Raw genomic sequence first — 20703 nt, 5'->3', positions numbered from 1 at the left:
GGAGGGCTACCGATACTGGTTTTTTGTACAGTATCAGCAGCCACTGCGTGTCACAAGTACAGCCTGTCAGCTCGCGGTTGCCAGCAGCAGGTCCTGCACCGAACGGCCCTTGCCACGGTGACGGTCATGCTCATACAGCGACGCGGCGATCTCATCGGCGCGAATCGGCAGGATCGACAGCAACGTATCGCTCAAACCATGGCTCGCCTGGCTGAAACCCTGAATATAGATCCCGGCCTTGCAGCGTTCATCGGTGACGATGCGGTAATCGCGGCTGACCTCGAAGTCGCCCAGGTAGTCATCCAGCGGCGCCAGCAGTTCGCGGTGCATCTGGCGCTCGTAGCCGGTGGCCAGCACCACGGCGTCGTAATGGCCGAGGGTGGTGTCGCCGTTTGCGTTGTTGCGCAGGGTCAGTTCGATGCCCAGCGGGCCGGCGGCGGCCTTCTCGACCACGGTCATGGTGCGGAAGGCATGACGGGCGATCCCGGAAACTTTCTGGCGATAGAAAATGCCATAGATGCGTTCGATCAGGTCCAGGTCCACCACCGAATAGTTGGTGTTTTGGTACTCCGCCACCAGGCGCTCGCGCTCGGCGCCGACTTGCTGGAACACCAGGTCGGTGAAGGCCGGCGAAAACACTTCGTTGACGAACGGGCTGTCATCGGCCGGCTTCAAGGCCGAACCGCGCAGGATCATGTCGACCTGCACCGATGGGAAGCTGTCATTCAGGTCGATAAAGGCTTCGGCCGCACTCTGGCCGCCGCCGATAATCGCAATGCGCATCGGCTTGCCTTGCACACACGGCTGTTGGGCCATGCGCGCCAGGTATTGCGAGTGATGAAAGACGCGGCTGTCATCCTTGAGCCCCTTGAACGCGACCGGCACACGCGGCGTGCCGCCGGCACTGACCACCACCGAGCGGGTGGTGCGCACATGCTGCTCGCCCTGAGCATCGCGGGAAATCACGCGCAGCGCTTCGACCTGCTGTTGATGCAGGATCGGCTCGATGGCCAGCACGTCCTCGCCATAGCGGCCCTGGGCCTGGAACTGCGCCGCCACCCAGCGCAGGTAGTCGTTGTACTCCATGCGGCAGGGGTAGAAGGTGCCCAGGTTGATGAAGTCCACCAGGCGGTCATGGGCTTTGAGGTAATTGACGAAGGAATAAGGGCTGGTGGGGTTGCGCAGGGTGACCAGGTCCTTGAGAAAGGAGATCTGCAGCTCGCTCTGGGTCACCAGGGTATTGCCGTGCCAGCGGTAATCGGCCTGTTTGTCGAGAAACAGCGCGTCCAGTTTGCCCTGGGTTTTCTCGCGTTCCTGCAGCGCGATGGCCAGTGCAAGGTTCGAGGGGCCGAAACCGATGCCGATCAAGTCATGAACCGCGGGCGAAGCAATTGCCTGTGTCATTCCAGTGTCCTCTGGATAAACCCCGTCGGGGTGGGGCGGGAATACCTTCGAGACCTGAAGGCTGATCAACAGGTCATGTGTTGATAGGAAACGAGGACAATGAAATAAAATTTAGCCAGCGTGTCAGTCAGTGGGCGTCCCACTCGCGCATGCGTACCCGGCAATGCTTCATGGCGTTGACGATGTGCTTTTCCACCACGCTGCGGGAAATGCCCAGACGCTCACCGATTTGCAGGTGGCTCAGGCCATCGAGTTTGCGCAGCAGGAAACTGTCGCGGCACGCCGTCGGCAGCTCGGCAAGGGCCCGCTCGAGCATTTCAAGGCGCAGCCCCTGGTCGTGGCTGGTGTGGGGCGAGCAATGGGCGAAGCGCCCTTCGCTGTCCAGCACTTCCAGGGGTTCGACCTGACGCAAGGCATTGCGCCGATGGCCGTCGATCACCAGGTTCAGTGCGGTGCGGTACAAAAAAGCGCGCGGCTGTTCGATCGGTGTGTCGCTGGAACGCTCCAGCACCCGCACATAAGCGTCATGCACCACATCCTCGGCCACCTGACGGTTGCCCAGCCTGGCGTTGAGGAAACACACCAGCTCGCGATAGTAGTTTTCCAACATGACTCCCGACCGTCCGGGTGGACGGCATCCGATCCTTGATGGCTGAAAAGGCAGCCTACCGATGATGGCAGTTTGAACGTGTGCAATTTATAATAATTCTCATCTACTTTTAAAGATTTCTTGTGGCTGTCGCCGATTTTTTATTCTCCGCACCTGTTACCGATTGTGTAACGGCCTAAATCCCCACGCAATTTCCTCGTTTAACTGTCAGCTCTGCGCGACTGCGCTCCGATCTTTCCTGGCTGGAACCTAAGCATGAAACGCCCTCGACCCGCCCGACGCGCCCTGCTTGTGGTGGCGTGCCTGATTCCCGTGTTCGCCGTCGCCGCCTGGCAAGTGTTGCCCTCGGGTCGCGACACCCTGGCCACCGTCACCGTGACGCGCGGCAATATAGAAAGCAGCGTCACCGCCCTGGGCACCCTGCAACCGCGTCGTTATGTGGATGTGGGTGCGCAGGCGTCCGGGCAGATCCAGAAAATCCACGTCGAGGCCGGCGATCAGGTCAAGGAAGGTCAATTGCTGGTGGAGATCGACCCGTCCACGCAAAAGGCCAAGCTCGACGCCAGCCGCTATGCCATCGAAAACCTCCAGGCCCAGTTGCAGGAGCAAAAGGCCCAGCACGAACTGGCGCGCCAGAAATTCCAGCGCCAGCAGCGTCTGGCTGCCGGCAACGCCACCCGCGAAGAGGACGTGCAAACCGCAAAGGCCGAGTTGAGCGCCACCCAGGCGCGGGTCGACATGTTCCAGGCGCAGATCCGTCAGGCCCGCGCGAGCCTGCGCAGCGACGAAGCCGAGCTGGGCTACACACGCATTTTCGCCCCCATGGACGGCACCGTGGTCGCGGTGGACGCACGGGTCGGCCAGACCCTCAATGCACAACAGCAGACGCCCTTGATCCTGCGCATCGCCAAGTTATCGCCAATGACGGTGTGGGCGGAAGTTTCCGAAGCCGACATCGGTCACGTCAAACCGGGCATGAGCGCCTACTTCACCACCTTGAGCGGTGGCAGCCGCCGCTGGACCAGCACCGTGCGCCAGATTTTACCGATCCCGCCCAAGCCGCTGAATGAAACCTCCCAGGGTGGCGGCAGCCCGAACAGCACGAACAAGAGCGGCAGCGGCCGCGTGGTGCTGTACACGGTGCTGCTGGACGTGGACAACGCCGACCAGGCGCTGATGGCCGAGATGACCACTCAGGTGTTTTTCGTCGCCAGCCAGGTCAAGGACGCCCTTACCGCACCGGTCGCGGCACTGTCCAATGGCGCGGGCAGCGACACGTCGATCGCCCGTGTCGTCGCGAAGAACGGCGCCATCGAAGAGCGCGAAGTACGCACAGGCATCAGTGATCGCCTGCGGGTCGAAGTGCTGGGCGGCTTGAATGAAGGCGATCATCTGCTGATCGGCCCGGCCAGCAGCAATGGGGGTTGAGTTGGCCACGCCCCTGATCGAACTCAAGAACATCCGCAAGTCCTACGGCGGTGGCGACAGCCCTCAAGTGGATGTGTTGCGCGGGATCGACCTGTCGATCCACGCCGGGGAATTCGTCGCGATTGTCGGCGCGTCCGGCTCGGGCAAATCCACGCTGATGAACATCCTCGGCTGCCTCGACCGCCCCACCGTCGGCGACTACCTGTTCGCCGGCGAAAATGTCGCACACCTGGACAGCGACGCACTGGCCTGGCTGCGCCGTGAAGCCTTTGGCTTTGTGTTTCAGGGCTACCACCTGATTCCCTCGGGCTCGGCCCAGGAAAACGTCGAGATGCCGGCGATTTATGCCGGCATCAGTGCAACCGAGCGCCACGCCCGCGCCAAGGCCCTGCTCACTCGCCTGGGCCTGGGCGAGCGCACCGGCAACCGCCCGCATCAACTTTCCGGCGGCCAACAGCAACGCGTGTCGATTGCCCGCGCATTGATGAACGGTGGCCATATCATCCTCGCCGACGAACCCACCGGCGCCCTCGACAGCAGCAGCGGCGCCGAAGTCATGGCGTTGCTGGACGAGCTGGCAGGCCAGGGCCACGTGGTGATCCTGATCACCCACGACCGCGAGGTCGCGGCGCGGGCGAACCGCATCATCGAAATCCGCGATGGCCTGATCATCAGTGATTCGTCGCAAGACGCAACCTTCATCCCCGCAACCGCCCACAGTGGCGCCTTGCAAGCCGTGGACCTGCGCCAGCGCCTGGTCGACGGCGCCGAGCACAATGGCGCGTGGAAAGCCGAGCTGGTGGACGCGGTCCAAGCGGCGTGGCGGGTGATGTGGATCAACCGCTTCCGTACGGCGTTGACCTTGCTGGGCATCATCATCGGCGTGGCGTCGGTGGTGGTGATGCTGGCGGTGGGCGAAGGCAGCAAGCGTCAGGTCATGGCACAAATGGGCGCGTTCGGTTCCAACATCCTGTACCTGGGCGGTACGGCACCCAACCCACGCACGCCGCCGGGCATTATCACCCTCAACGATGTGGCCGCCCTCGGCGCCTTGCCCCAGGTCAAGCGCATCATGCCGGTCAACGGTGCCGAAGCAGGCGTGCGTTTCGGCAATGTCGACCATATGGCGTATGTAGGCGGCAATGACACCAACTTCCCGGCCATCTTCAACTGGCCCGTGGTCGAAGGCAGCTATTTCACCGAAGCCGACGAGCGCGCGGGCGCCACCGTCGCCGTCATCGGTCACCGGATCCGCGAAAAACTGTTCAAGCACCTGTCCAGTCCGATCGGCCAATACATCCTTATCGAAAACGTGCCCTTCCAGGTGGTCGGTGTGCTCGCGGAAAAAGGCGCCAGCTCGGGCGACAAAGACAGCGACGACCGGGTGGCAATCCCCTACAACGCAGCGAGCGTACGCCTGTTCGGCAGTTACAACCCTGAATACGTGGCGATCGCCGCGGCCGACGCACGCAATGTGCACGAGGCCGAGCGGGCCATCGACCAGTTGATGCTCAAGCTGCACAACGGCAAGCGTGACTACGTGCTGACCAACAATGCCGCCATGATCCAGGCCGAAGCGCGCACCCAGAACACCCTGTCATTGATGCTCGGCTCGATTGCCGCAATTTCCCTGCTGGTAGGCGGCATCGGTGTGATGAACATCATGTTGATGACCGTACGCGAACGCACCCGCGAAATCGGCATCCGCATGGCCACCGGTGCACGCCAGCGCGACATCCTGCGCCAGTTCCTCACCGAAGCGGTGATGCTCTCGGTGGTTGGCGGATTGTGCGGTATCGCCCTGGCCCTGCTGGTGGGCGGTGTACTGGTGCTGGCCAACGTGGCGGTGCAGTTTTCCCTTATCGCGGTGTTCGGCGCGTTTGGGTGCGCGCTGGTCACCGGCGTCGTATTCGGCTTCATGCCGGCCCGTAAAGCTGCCCGGCTCGATCCGGTTAAGGCGTTGACCAGTGAATAAACATTCCTCCCTGCTTGGCCTGTGCCTGTTGCTCAATGCCTGCACCGGCACTCCGCCCGCCAGCGACAGTGGCATCGCGCCGCCTGCCGCGTGGCAATACACCGAGCGTGACGCGGCCCAGGTGGTCAACCAGCGCTGGTGGACACAATTCGGCAGCCCGTCACTGAACCGGCTGATCGACCAGGCCCGCCGCGACAGCTTTGATGTGGCCGCTGCCATGGCACGGGTGCGTCAGGCCCAGGCAAGTGCCGTGATTGCCGGTGCGCCGTTGTTGCCCGAGGTGAAATTCAACCTCACCGCCAGCCGTGAAAAGCTGCTGCGCGGCACCGGCAACTCAGACCTGGATGCCACCGAAAGCAACAAGACGGTGGACAGCTTCGGCGCCAACTTCACCGCCAGCTACGAGTTGGACTTCTGGGGCGGCCGCGCCGCCGCACGCGACAGTGCCCTGCAAACCCTGCGTGCGAGCGAGTTCGACCAGGCCACCGTCGAACTGACCCTGCTCAGCAATGTGGCCGACCGTTACGCGCAAACCCTCGCCGCCCGCCAACGCCAGCACATCGCCGAGCTGAACCTGGCCAACGCGCGCAATGTGCTCAACCTGGTGCAGACTCGCTACGACGCCGGTTCCGCCACCGCGCTGGAGCTGGCCCAACAGAAAAGCCTGGTCGCCAGCCAACAACGCCAGCTGCCGCTGATCCAGCAGTTGGCCGAAGAATCCCTGATCACCCTCGCCGCCTTGCTCGGCCAGCCCGTACAGGCGCTGGACCTGGGCAGCGAACCCTTCCAGGCGTTGACCTGGCCCGGCATTGGCCCCGGCGTGCCCAGCCAATTGCTGAGCCGGCGCCCAGACCTGGCCCGGGCCGAAGCCCAGTTGGCGGCCGCGAGCGCCGACGTTACGGTGGCCCGTGCGGCCATGCTGCCTACCGTCACCCTGGGTGCCACGCTGGGCTCGGGTTCCTACAAGGCCGCCGAAGTTCTGCACAGCCCCTTTTACAACCTGACATCCGGTCTGGTGGCGCCCATCTTCAACAACGGCCGCTTAAGTGCCCAGCGCGACCAGGCCCGCGCCCGCCAGGATGAACTGCTGCAAACCTATCGTGGCGCAATCATCAACGGTTTTGCCGACGTGGAAAAATCCCTCAGCAGCATCACGCGCCTGGACGAGCAGCGCCAATGGCAAGCCGAGGAGCTGCAACAAGCCCGGACCGCCTTTCAAATCGCCGAAAGCCGCTACCAGGCCGGGGCCGAAGACTTGCTGACCGTGCTCGAAACCCAACGCACGCTCTACGCGGCCCAGGACCTGGACGTACAACTGCGGCTTGCGCGGCTGCAAGCAAGCATTGCTCTGTACAAGGCGTTGGGCGGCGGCTGGAAAGCAGATATCTGATCACGAAACTCCATTTCCTTACACAAAGCGTTTACTTGCCCTACATTCCTTGACCCCGGGTCCTTGGTAAAAAGCCGTCCTCAAACGGCTGCCCGGAACCTCCTGATGAAACCCAGCGTTCTTGTAAAAGGCCTGGCGTGCGCGTGCCTCTGGCTGAGCGCAAGCCTGGGCTTTGCCGAGCCTCTGATCACATCGAGCGCAATTGACTGGCTGCTGGACTGCCCCTTTCCCGCGGTGGCGCGTCCGGACCCCGAAGTGCTTGACCGAACCCAATGCGGCACCGTGCGCGTGCCGCGCGACCATGCGGCCCCGACGCGCGGCAGCCTGCGCCTGACCCTGATCCGTGTGGGCGCCCGGCAGCCGCTGAACCGCGAAGGCGTGGTGTTTATCCAGGCCGGTGAGCCGCAACGCGGCCAGGGCGCGGCGTTCGCCGTCGATCTGGCCAGCCGCTGGGAGTCTTACGCCACACCAGCCTATCGCACGCTGGCCAACCGTTATGACGTGATCGAGCTAAGCGTGCGCGACCTCACTCAAGACAACTCGGCCGAGCAGGCCGCGAGGGACATGGATTTTGTGCGCGCACAACTGGGAGACGCGCAGCTCAACTTCCTCGGCATTGCGCAGGCGACCCGGCTTGGCGGGCGATACGCCGCGCTGTTTCCCGAGCGCGTTGCACGCATGGCCCTGGTGAACGCCGGCAGTGAAGAGCCGGCTATCTCGGGTGTCGACCTGCTGCGGCTCAAGGAAGTCACGCGACCGGGCGCCGTCACCAGCGGATGCGTCAACCAATGGGTCGGGGACTTTCTGGTGTTCGGCAAACAGCCGCCCGTGTCCACGCGCTGCCTTGATCGCGGCGCTTGGGAGTAGCCCGCATTGATCGCATTCCTTCGGAGCATCGCTCTACAATGCCCCCATTCAATACCGGGGGTTTCATGGACATCGAACTGGCACGCACCTTCCTCGAAATCACCCGCTGCGGCAGCCTGGCGGCAGCGGCCGAGAAACTGCACGTCACCCAGACCGCCATCACCGCGCGGGTCAAAAGCCTGGAAAGCCAACTGGGCAGCACGCTGTTCATCCGCAACCGCGCAGGCGCCCGGCTCACCGCCGACGGCGAAGCGTTTGTGGTGTATGCCAACCAGTTGCTGCAAACCTGGGAAGCCGCCCGGCGCGACCTGCCGTTGCCCGATGGCTACCGCAACGTGCTGCATATCGGGGGCGAGGTCAGCCTGTGCAACCCGCTGATGCTCGGCTGGACGCAGGCACTGCGCGAGCATATTCCAGGGCATGCGCTGCGCACCGAAGTGCGTGACGGCGAGTATTTGTTGCGCCAGCTGGAATTGGGCGTGCTCGATGCCGCACTGGTGTTCCAGCCGCAGTATTGGCCGGGGTTGCAGGTGGAGCAGGTACTGGAAGAGAAACTGATCCTGGTGCAGCTGGCAAGCAAACCCGACCCTTACGTGTACATAGACTGGGGCCCCGGCTTTCGCCAGCAACACGACACCGCCCTGCCCGACAAGGCCCGCGCCGCCCTGAGTTTCAACCTTGGGCCGTTGGCCTTGCAGTACATTCTGGAAAACGGCGGCGCCGGCTACTTCCGTACCCGCGTGGTGCAAAGCTACCTGGACAGCGGCGTGATGCAGCGAGTCCCCAAGGCGCCGGAGTTCAGTTTCCCCACGTTTCTGGTGTACTCACGGGCGCGTGATTCGGCGGTGTTGCAACAGGCGCTGGAACTGCTGCGCGGTGTGGTCAAGGCTGAAAGCGACTGGTCGCAACGCTGGGACCCGCTGATTTGAGTCACAGTGGCCGCCCGTGCATGCTAGCCTGCGGATGTTTCCTCTTGTTGCAGCCTTACCGATGACCAAGAAAAAGTCCGTCACCATCAGCGACATCGCCAAACGGGTTGGCATGACCACCATCACGGTGTCCCGCGCCTTAAGCAAACCTGACCTGGTCAAGCCCGCTACCCTGGCGCGCATCCTTGAGGTGGCGAGGGAGCTGGACTACGTGCCCAACGCCTTTGCGCGCGGGCTCAAGCGCAGTGAAAGCCTGATCATCGGCGTTATCACCGCGTCCGTGGACAACCCGTTCTACAGCGAGATGATCAAGGCGATTTCCCGCGAGGCCAAACAACACGGTTACACCATCATGCTGGTGGACACCGACGAACTGGAAGAGCTGGAAAACAAGGCCGTGGATACCCTGCTGGGCTACCGCGTGGCGGGGATTATCCTGTCGCCGGTCTCCGATGAGCCGAACTACCAGCCCGATTATCTTGAACGCCTGGGCAACGGCAAGACCCCGGTGGTGCTGCTCGATCGCACGATCCACGACAGCCCGTTCAGCCGCGTGGTGCTCGATAACTACCACAGCGGCATCCAGGCCGCGCACTACCTGCTGCGCCAAACCCCGAATCTCAAGCGCTTGCTGGTGCTGACCGGCCCCGCGCATTCGCGCATTACCGTGGAACGCCTCAAAGGCTTGCGCGAAGTACTGGCCGAACACCCGCAGGTGCACATCGAAGTGCAGGCCGGCGACTACACGCTGATGCCGTCTTACCTGCACACCCTCGACTACCTGGCCGAGCACTCGGCACCCGACGCGATCATGGGTTTCAACCAGTTGATCACCCTCGGCGCCCTGCGTGCGCTGCGCATGCACGACATTCCCCACGACAGCCTGACCATCTGCGGCATCGACCGCCTGCCCTTTGCCGATATCTTCGGCGTGCCGATCGCCTGCGTGGCCCACGACGCCTCCCTGGCCGGCACCAGCGCGGTCCGCCTGCTGCTCGATCGCCTGGAAGACCCGTACAAACCGCGGGACAAAGTGGTGATCCCAGGCCGTCTGGAAAACGGTTAGCGGCTGGTATAGCCGCCGTCGATGGGCAGGCTGACGCCGCTGATCATGCTGGCGGCGTCGCTGAGCAGGAACAGCACCGGCAAGGCCACTTCCTCCGTTTCGGCAAAGCGCCCCAGTGGTATCGCCGCCAGCGCCGGGTCGCGTTTGGTCGGGTCGGACCAGGCCATGGTCGCCATCGGCGTCAGTGTTACCGTGGGGTTGACGCTGTTGACGCGAATGCCGAAGCGGCCCCATTCGGCGCATTGCACGCGGGTGATCGCGTCCAGCGCCGCCTTCGAGGCGCAGTAGCCGAGGTGGTCGTCCAGCGCCACCAGCGAGGCCTGGCTGGAAACGTTGACGATGCTGCCGGCGATCCTGGCTTCGATCATCTTTGCGGCGACCCGGCTGGCGACCTGGGCGGCGGCGCGGGCGTTGACGTTCATGACTTGGTCGAACGCCTCGGCGCTGATGGCGACAGCGGGCTCCAGCCGCGAGATGCCGGCGCAGTTGACCAGACCGTGGAGCGGCGGCAGGCCCTGCAGGGCTGTATCGAGCGCGGCGCTGTCGGCGATGTCCAGGCACAGCGTTTGGCAGCCGAGTTGGGCGAGTGCCTGGGCGTCGCGGCCCAGGGCAAAGACCTCGGCGCCACTGGCGATCAGTTGCAAAGCGATTTCACGGCCAATGCCGCTGCTGGCGCCAGTGACGAGGATGCGGTGGTGAGTAAAATCAAAGGCTGCGTTCATGAATGAAAATCTCAAAAACAACGAAGATCCCCTGTGGGAGCTGGCTTGCCTGCGATAGCGGTACATCCGTCACATTTGCATGACTGATACACCGCTATCGCAGGCAAGCCAGCTCCCACGTTGGAATGTGTGGGTTCAGGTGGATTGCAGGTTGTGCATGATCGGTTTCAGCGCGGGATACAACTGCAAGTACTCGGCAAAGCCACGGTCATACACCTCGACGTTTTCCGCCTTCGGCTCGGCCCTTAACGCCAGCTGCACCCAGCCTGTCTCCATCTCCCCGTCACTTACCAGCCCCACCGTGTGCGCCGCCAGCAGCGCTGCGCCCAGCGCCGCTTCCACCTCCTGAATAATGGTGTAAACCGGGTAGCGGGTGACATCCGCAATAATCTGCATCCACAAATCCGAATGGCTCGCCCCACCGACCACAATCAGCCGCGGGTCCAGCGAGTGCGCCCCGCGCGTGCCCGCCTCGATGTTGTGGCGCAGGGCAAAACTCACGCCCTCGAGCACCGCGCGGTAGAGGTGGATGCGGCTGTGATACAGGTTCAGCCCGACAAAACTGCCGCTGGCGCGGTCGTCCCACACCGGGCTGCGCTCGCCCATCAGGTAGGGCTGGAACAGCACGCCTTCGCTGCCTGCCGGTATGTTGGTCGCAGCCTGTTCCAGCAACACCAGGCTGTCCTGGCCGGTGGCGTTGGCCTGCTGCTCTTCCGCCTGGCAAAACTGCTCGCGAAACCAGCTCACCGACGCCCCGGCCGTGATCGCGCCGCCGAAGATGTACAGGTCCCGATGGCCGTTGTAGACATGAGGCATGCTCACCAGACCATGACGCGCATCCACCTGCTGGTTCAAGTAACCCCAGCACATGCTGGTGCCGATCATCGCCACATGGTTGCCCGGCCGGGTCACGCCCGCGGCCAGCGTGGCCATGGCTGCATCCACGCCACCGGCCAGCACCGGCGTGCCTGCCTGCAAGCCCAGGCGCGCCGCCCAGTTGGCCTGCAAGGCGCCCACCACGTCGCCGGAATACACCAACCGCTCAGGCATCATCGCCTGTGGAATGCCCAGTGCATCAAGCATCTCGGCTGACCAACCGCGCGCCTTCACGTCATAGACGCCGCCGATATTGCCCGCACTGCTGTGGTCCACCGCCAGCTCGCCGGTGAGGCACCAGTTGATGTAGCTGTTGGGCGGCACCAGGTAGCGCGTGTTGGCCCACACTTCAGGCTGATGCTGTTTGAGCCAGAGCATCTTGGTGAAGCCGTAGTAGCTGTCCACCGAGTTGCCGGTCACCTCGAACAGCCGCTCAAGGTTCACGTTGTCTCGCACCCACGCCACCTGCTCACCCGCGCGGCGGTCCATCCAGATCAGGCACGGGTGCAGCGGCGTAATCTGCGCATCCACGGCAATTCCCGAGCCGCCATACAGGCTGCTGATGCACAGCGCCTTGACCTGCCCGCTGACAACCCCGGCCTTGTTCATGCACTGCAAAACGCAGGCCTCTACAGCGTCCAGCCACACCTGCGGCCATTGCTCGGCCCAGCGCACTTTCGGGGTGTCCACGCGATACCCCTGGCTGTGCTGGGCGATGATCGTGCCTTGACCATCCACCAGCAGCGCCTTGGTGCTCTGGGTTCCTATGTCGACCCCCATTACATAGTCCATGGATCAAACCACCGGCTTCAACAGCACCTTGATCGACTTGGTCGAGTTGGCCAGCTCAAAGGCTTCGGCCCAGTCGTCCAGCGGGAAATCATGGGTGACGATGCCTTTGGAGGTGACCAGGCCGCGCTCGAACAGGTCGATGGCGATCGGGTAGCAATACGGCCCGAGGTGGGCGCCACGAACGTCCAGCTCCTTGCGGTCACCGATGATCGACCAGTCAACGCTGGTTTCGGCGCCGAACACACTGAATTCGACAAAACGCCCGAGTTTGCGGATCAGGTCCAGGCCTTGGGTCACGCCCGCCGGCACACCGGTGGTTTCGATATACACGTCGCAACCATAATTGTCGGTCAGGCCATTGATGATCGCGCGGGCATTGTCACGGGCCGGGTTGATTACCACGTCGGCGCCGAATTTTTTCGCCAGTTCCAGGCGCTCGTCGACCATGTCGATCACCACCAGTTTCTTCGGCGTTTTCAGCGCGGCCACCTGCACCATGCACAGGCCGAGGGTGCCTGCGCCGGCAATCACCACCACGTCATCGAGCTGGATGTCACCCCGGTTGACCGTGTGAATCGAGCAGGCCATCGGTTCCACCAGCGCCGAGTCTTCCAGCGACACCGACTCCGGAATCTTGTGCACGATGGCAGTTTTCGGAATGCGCATGTACTGGGCCATGCCGCCTTCGGCGACCTCACGCTGGAAGCCAAAAATGTTGTGCACTTCGCACATCCAATACTTGCCGGATTTACAGAAACGGCACTTGCCGCACGGCACGATCTGTTCGGCAATAACCTTGTCACCGACCTTGACCTCAAAGTGCTCCTCGGCGCCCTCGCCCGCTTCCACCACGTAGCCAAAAAACTCGTGGCCCGGCACCACCGGCGCCTTGACCCACGGGTTGTCGCCGCCCCAGAACATCGCAGCGCCCGAATGGCATTTGCAGTCACTGGCGCAGATGCCGCAGGCGGCAATGCGGATCACCAGTTCATTGGGGCGCGCCTGGGGTTTGCCGATGCATTGCAGGCGGTAGTCTTTCGGGCCGTGGCAGACGACGGCTTGCATTTCGGTGTGCTTGTCCATGGGTTCGGTCCTGTTCTTGTGAGTTTATTTATGGCGCTGACGGCTGATAAAGATCGCCAGCAAAATGATCCCGCCCTTGATCACGCTCTGTACGTAGGGCGAGACCCCGAGCATGTTCAATCCATTGTTCAAAACGCCGAGCAGCATGGCGCCGAGCAAGGTCCCGACAATGACCCCGCGCCCGCCGGCGATGGAGGCACCGCCGAGTACCACGGCGGCAATCGCATCCAGCTCGAACGACACGCCGGCATTCGGCTGGCCGCTCATCAGGCGTGATGTGAGTACCAACCCGGCAATCGCCGCGGTCAGGCCGCTGATGCCATACACCAGCAACTTGAACCGCGCCGCGCGCACGCCGGACAACCGCACCGCTTCTTCATTGCCGCCGATGGCGTAGATGTAGCGGCCGATGCGCGTGTGCTGCAGCAACACGTAGGCGGCGAAATAGGTGATCAGCATGATCAGAATCGGCACTTCGATGCCGAACAGGCTCTGGCGGCCGAAGAAGCCGAACCAGTCCGGCAGCCCGGAAATCGGGTAGCCGTCGGTGTACATCAGGCCCAGGCCACGGGCGATGCCCATGGTCGCCAGCGTGACGATGATCGGCGGCATGTGCAGGTACGCCACAAACAGCCCGTTGCCGATGCCGAACGCCACACCCACCAGCATCCCGGCGCCGATCGCCAGGCCCGGTGGCAGGCCCGCGACCATCAAGCCCGCCGTGAGCGTGCCCGACAGGGCCATTACCGGCCCCACCGACAAATCGATGCCGCCGGTGAGAATCACGCAGGTCATGCCCACCGCGATAATCGCGTTGATCGACACCTGGCGGGCGATGTTCGACAGGTTGCTGGTGGTCAGGAAGGTGTCGCTGGCGAGGATCATCACCAGGGTCACCACCACCAGCCCCACAAAGGGATAAAACGCCGGCGAACGCACCAGCCGCGCCACGTTCAGGCGCAGCCGGGCGCTGTCGGCGGTTTTAATGGACATATTCACTTGAGCCCCCTGTTGCATGGCGCATGACCTCTTGAGGATTGACGGCAGACGCTTCGAGTACCTTGACGATGGCGCCCTTGTGGAACACTGCGACGCGGTCGCACATGCCGATGACTTCCGGCAGCTCGGAAGAAATCATGATGATCGCGTAGCCCTGTTCGGTAAGGCTGCGCATCAAGGCGTAGATCTGCGCCTTGGCGCCCACGTCAATGCCGCGCGTGGGTTCGTCGAACACCAGCACGTCGCAGTGGTGGTTGATCCAGCGCGCGATCACCACCTTTTGCTGGTTGCCGCCGCTGAGGTTGAACACCCGGCTTTCGCCACTGGGCGCCTTGATCGCCAGCTGTTTCATCAAGCCTTCGACACTCGCGCATTCACGGCTTTTGTCGATCAGGCCCGAGGCGTTCTGGTATTTGGGCAGGTTGTTCAGGGAGATGTTTTCGCGAATGCTGAAATCGGTGATCAGCCCTTCGCTCTTGCGGCTTTCGGGCAACAAACCGATACCGTGGGCCAGCGCCTGGGCCGGGTCGTCGAGGCTGACTTTCTCGCCGCGCAGCCACACGTCTTTGCTCACCGACGGCAGCGCGCCCATCATGCCCAGCGCCAGTTCGGTGCGGCCGGAACCGACCAGCCCGGCGAAACCGAGGATTTCGCCCTTGTGCAGCTGGAAGCTGTTGTGGGGCCCGTTGCGCACCAACTGGATGTCTTTGACGTCCAGCAACAGCGGGCCGCGCGCCTGGCTCGGTTTAGGTGGAAAACTGCTTTCCAGACGGCGCCCCACCATCATCTCGACCAGGCGGTCGATATCGCTGTCGGCCACGTCGGTCACGCCCACATTGCCGCCGTCACGCAGCACACTGATGCGGTCGCAGACCTGGAAAATTTCCTCCAGGTGGTGGGAGATAAAAATCACCGCCACGCCCTGGCGCTTGAGTTCGCGCATGATGTCGAACAGCAGCTCGGCTTCGCTGGGCGTAAGGGTGGCGGTAGGTTCATCGAGCACCAGCAGACGCGCGTCCAGGGCCAGGGCCTTGGCGATTTCGACGAATTGTTGCTCGGCCACACTCAGGTGCCTGACTGCGCATTGCAGGTCAATGGTCACACCCAGGCGCCGGAACAACGCTTCGGACGCTTCGACCATTTCGCGTTTGCGCAACAGGCCGAAACGGTTGCTCAACTCATGGCCCAGGAAGATGTTTTCCACCGCCGTGAGGTAAGGAATCAGGCTGAACTCCTGAAAGACGATGCCGATGCCGGCGGCGATTGCATCGCGGTACGTCGCGAATTGCTGTGCCTGGCCGTCGATCAGGATCTGGCCTTCGTCCTGATGCTCGACGCCGCCGAGGATCTTCATCAACGTCGATTTGCCCGCGCCATTTTCCCCGAGCAACGCGTGAATTTCGCCGCGCTCCACCTGCAGGTTGATGGACTTGAGGGCCTGTACGCCCGGGTAACGCTTACAGATATTTTCCAGTTTCAGAAGACTGCTCATACCGCCGACCTCGTATTCAGAAGGAAACCTCAAGCCCCACGGTTCATGTGGGGCCCAGGTGATTTACCAGCTGAAATCCTTGGCCTTGGCCTGGTCGATCAAGGTGATGTCCACCGGGATCGTGGCGGGCACTTGCGAGCCCCACTTCCTGGCCAGAGCGATACCGAGGGCCAGGCGAATCTGGTCGCGCGGGTATTGCGCCGAAGTAGCGATGAATTTGCTGCCCGGCTTCTGGATCGCCTTGATCGCCTCCGGCGCGCCGTCGACGCTGACCAGTTTCACGTCCAGACCGCTGGCTTCGATGGCCGAGAGTGCGCCGAGGGAGCCGTTGTCATTCACGCTGAAAATGCCCTTGAGGGTGGGCTGGGCCTGCAACATGTTCTCGGTGACGGTGAGGGCCTGGTCACGTTCCTGCTTGCCGTTCTGGACGCTGACAATCTTGATGTCCGGGTGCTTGGCCACGGCCTCTTTGCAACCGCGCACACGCTCCAGAATCGGCACCACGGCGATGCCGTCGAGAATCGCGATGTTGCCCTTGTCGCCGATGTTTTTGGCCAGGTATTCGCAGGCCTGGAAGCCGGCGTCGAAGTTTTTTGAACCGACGAAGGAATCCAGCGGGCCGTCGGCCTGGGCATCCACGGCCACCACGACGACACCTGCGGCGTGGGCGGATTTGACGGCCGATTGCACGCCGACCGAGTCGGTGGGGTTGATCAGCAGAATGTCGATGCCTTTTTGCAGCATGTCTTCGACGTCACTGACCTGCTTGGACACGTCGTGGCGGGCGTCGGTGATGATCAGCTTGGCACCGATGGTCGCGCCGGCTTCTTCCAGGGCGTTTTTCATGGTGACGAAATAGGGGTTGTTGATTTCCTGGAACGAGGCGCCGATACGGATGGGCTTGGCGGCATCGGCGAACGCGGGGGCTGCGACGCCCAGGGTGACGCTGGCGGCCAGTAAACACAGGGTTTTCGGAAGCATTTTCATGGCGTGGGTCTCTGTTTTGTTTTTATTTTTAGAGCAAATGTTATCGATAACATTTTGTCAGAAGCTAACAAGGAATCCCGGGGCGTGCAAGCCCCCGTCTGTCGCTCGGGGTTCAAGCCCCCCCTAAACCATTGTGGGAGCTGGCTTGCCTGCGATAGGGCCCTATCAATCACCCTTTCAGTGACTGATACACCGCTATCGCAGGCAAGCCAGCTCCCACATTTGAATCTCGTATCTGGCAAAAACTCGCACATTCCCCGCTACCGACTAAGCTCAGCCTCCAACAAAAAAACGCCGAGTTTCCCATCATGGCCCACCCCACCGAGACCTTCCGCGCACGCTACCGCGCCAATGTGTCATCGCTCTACAACCCCTGGCTCCACGCCACATTCGTGCTGGCCTACGGCATTACCTGCATCACCTTGGCCTGGTCCTCCACCGAGCACATCACCCCGTTGCAGTGGCTGACGGTTCCTCTGACGCTGGTCTTCTTCAACCTGTGCATCTACCTCGTACACCGTCATCTCGGCCATCACAAACATCACCTGGGCCGGCTGTTCTATGCCCGCCACACCGGCGACCACCACAGTTTCTTCACCCCCGGCCACATGACCTTCGACAACCCGCGCGACTGGCGCGTGATCCTGTTCCCTGCCTGGCTCATCGTGCTGCACAGCCTGGCCGTTACCCTGCCCGCCTGGTGGTTGCTCAGCCAACTGAGCCCCAACGTCGCCGGGCTGTTCGCCGGGTGCATGATCCTCGGCTACCTGCTCTACGAAGTGTTCCATGCCTGCGAACACCTGCCCGCCGATCACCCGGTGGCGCGCCTGCCGTGGATTCGCCAGATGCACCGGTTGCACGCCCTGCACCACCGTCGCGAGCTGATGCAGGGGCGCAATTTCAATATCGTTCTGCCGCTGATGGATTACCTGTTCGGCACCCTGCATTGGGAACCCGACAGCCCCCAATACAACAGGAAGTCGTCATGAGTACAGGCTCCAAAAAACTGCGTCATTTGGTATTCGTCGTGTTTCTTGCCGTGATCGCGTTTCTGTTGCTGATGCCAACCAAAGTCCAGCCGGTGAACTGGGCGCCGCCCAAGGCCCCATCGATGAAGGACGGCCCCTACGCCGAAAACCAGCGGCTCAAAGGCGTGCAAAGAATCGGTGCCCAAGGCATCGCCGGGCCCGAAGCCCTGCTGCTGGATGCCCAGGGGTTTCTGATCAGCGGGCTGCATGACGGGCGCATCATCCGCACCGCGCCCGACAGCCACACACTGGAGGTACTGGCCAACACCGGCGGGCGCCCGCTCGGCATGGCGCGCCACCCGGACGGGCGCTTGATCATTGCCGACGGCGTCAAAGGCCTGCTGGCCCTGGATGCCAATCGCCAACTCACTACCTTGAGCACCGCCGCCAATGGCGTGCCCCTCGGTTTCACCGACGACGTGGCGGTGGACGCCAGCGGGCGGTACGCCTATTTCAGTGACGCCTCCAGCCGCTGGGGCTACGGGCAGGATGGCGAGGCCGTGATCGAACATGGCGGCGATGGCCGCCTGTTGCGCTATGACTTCAGCACCGGCGCCACAGACGTTTTGCTCGACCATTTGCAGTTCGCCAACGGCGTGGCGCTGGGCCCGGATGAACACTACGTGCTGGTCAACGAAACCGGCGCCTACCGCATCAGCCGCTACTGGCTCAAAGGCGAGCGTGCGGGCAACCACGACCTTTTTATCGACAACCTTCCCGGCCTGCCGGACAACCTCAGCTTCAATGGCCGCGACCGCTTCTGGGTCGCCTTGTATTCACCCCGCAACCCGCTGCTGGATGGCTTCGCCGGCTACCCCCTGCTGCGCAAGGTGATGGTGCGAGCGCTGATGGTGGTGCCCAAGCCCCTCGAGCGCAAAGCCTTTGTGCTTGGGCTGGACACCGACGGCAACGTCATCGCCAACCTGCAGGATGGCAGCGCCGGCAATTACTCACCCATCACCACCGCTCGTGAATATGGCGACTGGCTGTACCTGGGCTCATTGAAAAGCACGAGCATGGCGCGGCTGCCGTTGAAGCTGGCGCTGGCCCGCGAATGACAAAAAAGGGGCAACCGGTGAAGGTTGCCCCTTTGCATGAACCTCAACGCATCAGTGGATGATGTCCTGGGTGCCGATAGGCGGCAGCCCCAAACCCCAGACGCCGCGTTCTTTCAGAAAGACCACGGCGTTTTTATGGGGCCGCTACGCAGCCCAACGCGGGCAAGCCCGCTCGCCACAGGGAGCCCCCTCACCAGGAAAATCGCATTCGCCACGCCAGCCTGCCTAGATGCGGAACTGCCCCACCAATTGCCCCAAACGCTGGCCCAAATCCGCCAGGCTGCGGGACGTCTGGGCACCCAACCGGGTCTCATCCGCCACACTGTCCACCGCTACGGCAATCTGATGCACGCTGCGGTTGATTTCTTCGGCCACGGCGGTTTGCTCTTCGGCGGCGCTGGCGATTTGCGCGTTCATGGAATTGATGGTGCCGATCAACTGCGCCATGGTGTCCAGCGACGCCCCGGCTTCATTGGCCTTCACCGAGGTGCCGTCACCGGCATCGCTGGAGCGGCGCATGGCATCCACGGCGGCGACCGTGCCTTTCTGCAGGCGGTCGATCATGCCCTGGATTTCCTGGGTGCTGGTTTGAGTGCGGCTGGCCAGGGCACGTACTTCATCGGCGACCACCGCAAACCCGCGCCCGGCCTCCCCGGCCCGCGCGGCTTCGATGGCGGCGTTAAGCGCCAGCAGGTTGGTCTGCTCGGCAATGGAGCGGATCACCCCGAGCACGCTGACAATCGACGACACGTCCTGCTGCAGGCTGTCGAGGGACACGCCGCTGCTGCGGATGTCGTTCACCAGTGCATGGATCTGCGCAATGCTGCCGTCCACCACGCGCTTGGCGGCCAGGCCTTCGACGTCGGTCTGCTGCGCGGCGACGGCGGCCCCCTGGGCACTGCGCGCCACTTCATGGGCGGCGGACGACATCTGGTTGATCGCGGTGGCCACCTGGTCAGTCTCGTGACGCTGGCGTTCCATGGCCTGTTCGGACCGCTGGGCTTGATCCGACACCTGGCTCACCAGGCCGGTCAGTTGCGAGGTCATCTCGGTAATCTGGCGCACCAGGCCGTGGATTTTGTCGACAAAACGGTTGAACGCGCCCGCCAGGTCACCCAACTCATCCCTGCTGGTGATGGCCAGGCGACGGGTCAAATCGCCCTCGCCTGCGGCGATGTCATCGAGGTTGGCTTTCATCAGATGCAAGGGGCGCAAGATGGTATTGGCCAGCACCATGCCCACCGCCGCAATCACCAACAGCACCACCACCGCCACGCCGAGGATACTCAGCAGTACGCCTTGCATGCGTTTCTCAACCTTGGCCTCAACCACCGCCACTTGGGTTTCAATAACGTCGAGGTTCACCGAAGTGCCGATGACCATGTCCCATTTGGGCAGGTATTCGGTGTAGCCGAGTTTGGGCACCAGCTCGGTCTGGCCGGGCTGGGTCGAGCTGTATTGCAGGTAGTGGGTACCGTCCTTGCCGACCTTGACCAGGTCGCGGTTGAGGTAGACGCCGTTGGGGTCGCGGTTGTCCTTGAAGCTTTTGCCTACACCGTCGGGACTGTTGCCCTTGAACAGGCGGACGGTTTCGGAATCGTAGCCGAAGAAGTAGCCGTCCTTGCCGTAGCGGGTATTGGACAGGAGCTTGACCACTTGGGCGCGCGCGGCCGTGTCGCCTGGGGCGGCGGCGTCGTAGAGCGGTTGGATGGTGGTCATGGCCACCTCAACGTAACTTTGCAGGGTGGCCTTGGCGTCGTTGAGCAGGCGCTGGCGGGTTTCGTCCACCTCATTGCGGGCCTGGGTCTTGAGGATCCACACGGTGGTCAGGCTGATGACAGCGGCGAACAGCAATACGGGCACTATGGCGAGGGACAGGACTTTGGCCTTCAGGCTCAGACGCATGGGATTTTCTCTCTTGTTCGGGGCGACTTGAGAGGTTAACGGCGGGCTGGGGGGAATCTGAAGGTGTGGCTTGTGGCGCAAAGACGGACATA

17 protein-coding genes are annotated in these 20703 nt (G+C 62.7%); 8 read left to right on the top strand and 9 right to left on the bottom strand.

Annotation, left to right across the window (positions count from 1 at the left end; all coding sequences use genetic code 11):
* Nucleotides 1–66 precede the first annotated feature (66 nt).
* Nucleotides 67–1404, bottom strand: a complete 1338-nt coding sequence (locus ATI14_RS18255; protein WP_080520339.1) for a lysine N(6)-hydroxylase/L-ornithine N(5)-oxygenase family protein — start codon at nucleotides 1402–1404, stop codon at nucleotides 67–69.
* A 127-nt stretch (nucleotides 1405–1531) separates the two neighbouring features.
* Nucleotides 1532–2014 (bottom strand): sigma-70 family RNA polymerase sigma factor, encoded by a 483-nt coding sequence (locus ATI14_RS18250; RefSeq protein ID WP_016974139.1) that lies wholly within the window; start codon nucleotides 2012–2014, stop codon nucleotides 1532–1534.
* A 255-nt stretch (nucleotides 2015–2269) separates the two neighbouring features.
* On the opposite strand from ATI14_RS18250, the gene ATI14_RS18245 reads away from it, so the two are divergent.
* The 6 genes from ATI14_RS18245 (at nucleotide 2270) to ATI14_RS18220 (ending at nucleotide 9669) form a co-directional block, all read left to right on the top strand.
* Nucleotides 2270–3442, top strand: coding sequence for an efflux RND transporter periplasmic adaptor subunit (locus tag ATI14_RS18245; protein WP_016974140.1), 1173 nt, complete (start codon nucleotides 2270–2272; stop codon nucleotides 3440–3442).
* Nucleotides 3432–5417, top strand: coding sequence for a MacB family efflux pump subunit (locus ATI14_RS18240; protein ID WP_016974141.1), 1986 nt, complete (start codon nucleotides 3432–3434; stop codon nucleotides 5415–5417). The genes ATI14_RS18245 and ATI14_RS18240 overlap by 11 nt, the downstream gene beginning before the upstream one ends.
* Nucleotides 5410–6807, top strand: a complete 1398-nt coding sequence (locus tag ATI14_RS18235; RefSeq protein WP_016974142.1) for an efflux transporter outer membrane subunit — start codon at nucleotides 5410–5412, stop codon at nucleotides 6805–6807. The genes ATI14_RS18240 and ATI14_RS18235 overlap by 8 nt, the downstream gene beginning before the upstream one ends.
* 105 nt (nucleotides 6808–6912) lie before the next feature.
* Complete coding sequence (locus tag ATI14_RS18230; RefSeq protein ID WP_016974143.1) at nucleotides 6913–7674, top strand: alpha/beta fold hydrolase; 762 nt, start codon at nucleotides 6913–6915, stop codon at nucleotides 7672–7674.
* A 65-nt stretch (nucleotides 7675–7739) separates the two neighbouring features.
* Entirely contained in the window at nucleotides 7740–8603 is an 864-nt protein-coding gene (locus ATI14_RS18225; protein ID WP_026083309.1) for a LysR family transcriptional regulator, read from the top strand.
* A 61-nt stretch (nucleotides 8604–8664) separates the two neighbouring features.
* On the top strand, nucleotides 8665–9669 hold the full coding sequence (locus tag ATI14_RS18220) for a LacI family DNA-binding transcriptional regulator (protein ID WP_016974145.1): 1005 nt from the start codon (nucleotides 8665–8667) through the stop codon (nucleotides 9667–9669).
* Here the strand turns inward: ATI14_RS18220 and ATI14_RS18215 are convergent.
* The 6 genes from ATI14_RS18215 to ATI14_RS18190 all read right to left on the bottom strand — a co-directional run bounded on the left by ATI14_RS18215 (nucleotide 9666) and on the right by ATI14_RS18190 (nucleotide 16620).
* Nucleotides 9666–10391: an SDR family oxidoreductase gene (locus tag ATI14_RS18215; protein WP_016974146.1), complete on the bottom strand. Its 726-nt coding sequence runs from the start codon at nucleotides 10389–10391 to the stop codon at nucleotides 9666–9668. The two genes, ATI14_RS18220 and ATI14_RS18215, sit on opposite strands and share 4 nt — an antisense overlap.
* 135 nt (nucleotides 10392–10526) lie before the next feature.
* Nucleotides 10527–12059 carry an FGGY-family carbohydrate kinase gene (locus ATI14_RS18210; RefSeq protein ID WP_080520338.1) on the bottom strand — a complete coding sequence of 511 codons (1533 nt, stop codon included), beginning with the start codon at nucleotides 12057–12059 and terminating at the stop codon, nucleotides 10527–10529.
* Between the two features lie 3 nt (nucleotides 12060–12062).
* Complete coding sequence (locus tag ATI14_RS18205) at nucleotides 12063–13142, bottom strand: alcohol dehydrogenase catalytic domain-containing protein (protein ID WP_080520337.1); 1080 nt, start codon at nucleotides 13140–13142, stop codon at nucleotides 12063–12065.
* 24 nt (nucleotides 13143–13166) lie between these two features.
* Nucleotides 13167–14159 carry an ABC transporter permease gene (locus ATI14_RS18200; RefSeq protein WP_016968951.1) on the bottom strand — a complete coding sequence of 331 codons (993 nt, stop codon included), beginning with the start codon at nucleotides 14157–14159 and terminating at the stop codon, nucleotides 13167–13169.
* Nucleotides 14125–15633, bottom strand: a complete 1509-nt coding sequence (locus ATI14_RS18195; protein WP_016968952.1) for a sugar ABC transporter ATP-binding protein — start codon at nucleotides 15631–15633, stop codon at nucleotides 14125–14127. Before ATI14_RS18195 ends, ATI14_RS18200 begins: the two co-directional genes overlap by 35 nt.
* A 63-nt stretch (nucleotides 15634–15696) precedes the next feature.
* Nucleotides 15697–16620 carry a substrate-binding domain-containing protein gene (locus ATI14_RS18190; protein WP_016968953.1) on the bottom strand — a complete coding sequence of 308 codons (924 nt, stop codon included), beginning with the start codon at nucleotides 16618–16620 and terminating at the stop codon, nucleotides 15697–15699.
* 308 nt (nucleotides 16621–16928) lie between these two features.
* Here ATI14_RS18190 and ATI14_RS18185 point away from each other — a divergent pair, with 308 nt between their 5' ends.
* The gene (locus ATI14_RS18185; protein ID WP_016968954.1) at nucleotides 16929–17609 is read left to right on the top strand and encodes a sterol desaturase family protein; all 681 of its coding nucleotides are present in this window, start codon (nucleotides 16929–16931) and stop codon (nucleotides 17607–17609) included.
* Nucleotides 17606–18706, top strand: coding sequence for an SMP-30/gluconolactonase/LRE family protein (locus ATI14_RS18180; protein WP_016968955.1), 1101 nt, complete (start codon nucleotides 17606–17608; stop codon nucleotides 18704–18706). Before ATI14_RS18185 ends, ATI14_RS18180 begins: the two co-directional genes overlap by 4 nt.
* A 225-nt stretch (nucleotides 18707–18931) precedes the next feature.
* Here the strand turns inward: ATI14_RS18180 and ATI14_RS18175 are convergent, their stop codons facing one another.
* Nucleotides 18932–20611 (bottom strand): methyl-accepting chemotaxis protein, encoded by a 1680-nt coding sequence (locus ATI14_RS18175; RefSeq protein ID WP_016971015.1) that lies wholly within the window; start codon nucleotides 20609–20611, stop codon nucleotides 18932–18934.
* Nucleotides 20612–20703 lie beyond the last annotated feature (92 nt).

Origin of the sequence: Pseudomonas tolaasii NCPPB 2192, assembly GCF_002813445.1 — a bacterium.
Classification (GTDB): Bacteria; Pseudomonadota; Gammaproteobacteria; order Pseudomonadales; family Pseudomonadaceae; genus Aquipseudomonas; species Aquipseudomonas tolaasii.
This window is presented reverse-complemented; position numbering and strand designations above follow the sequence as displayed.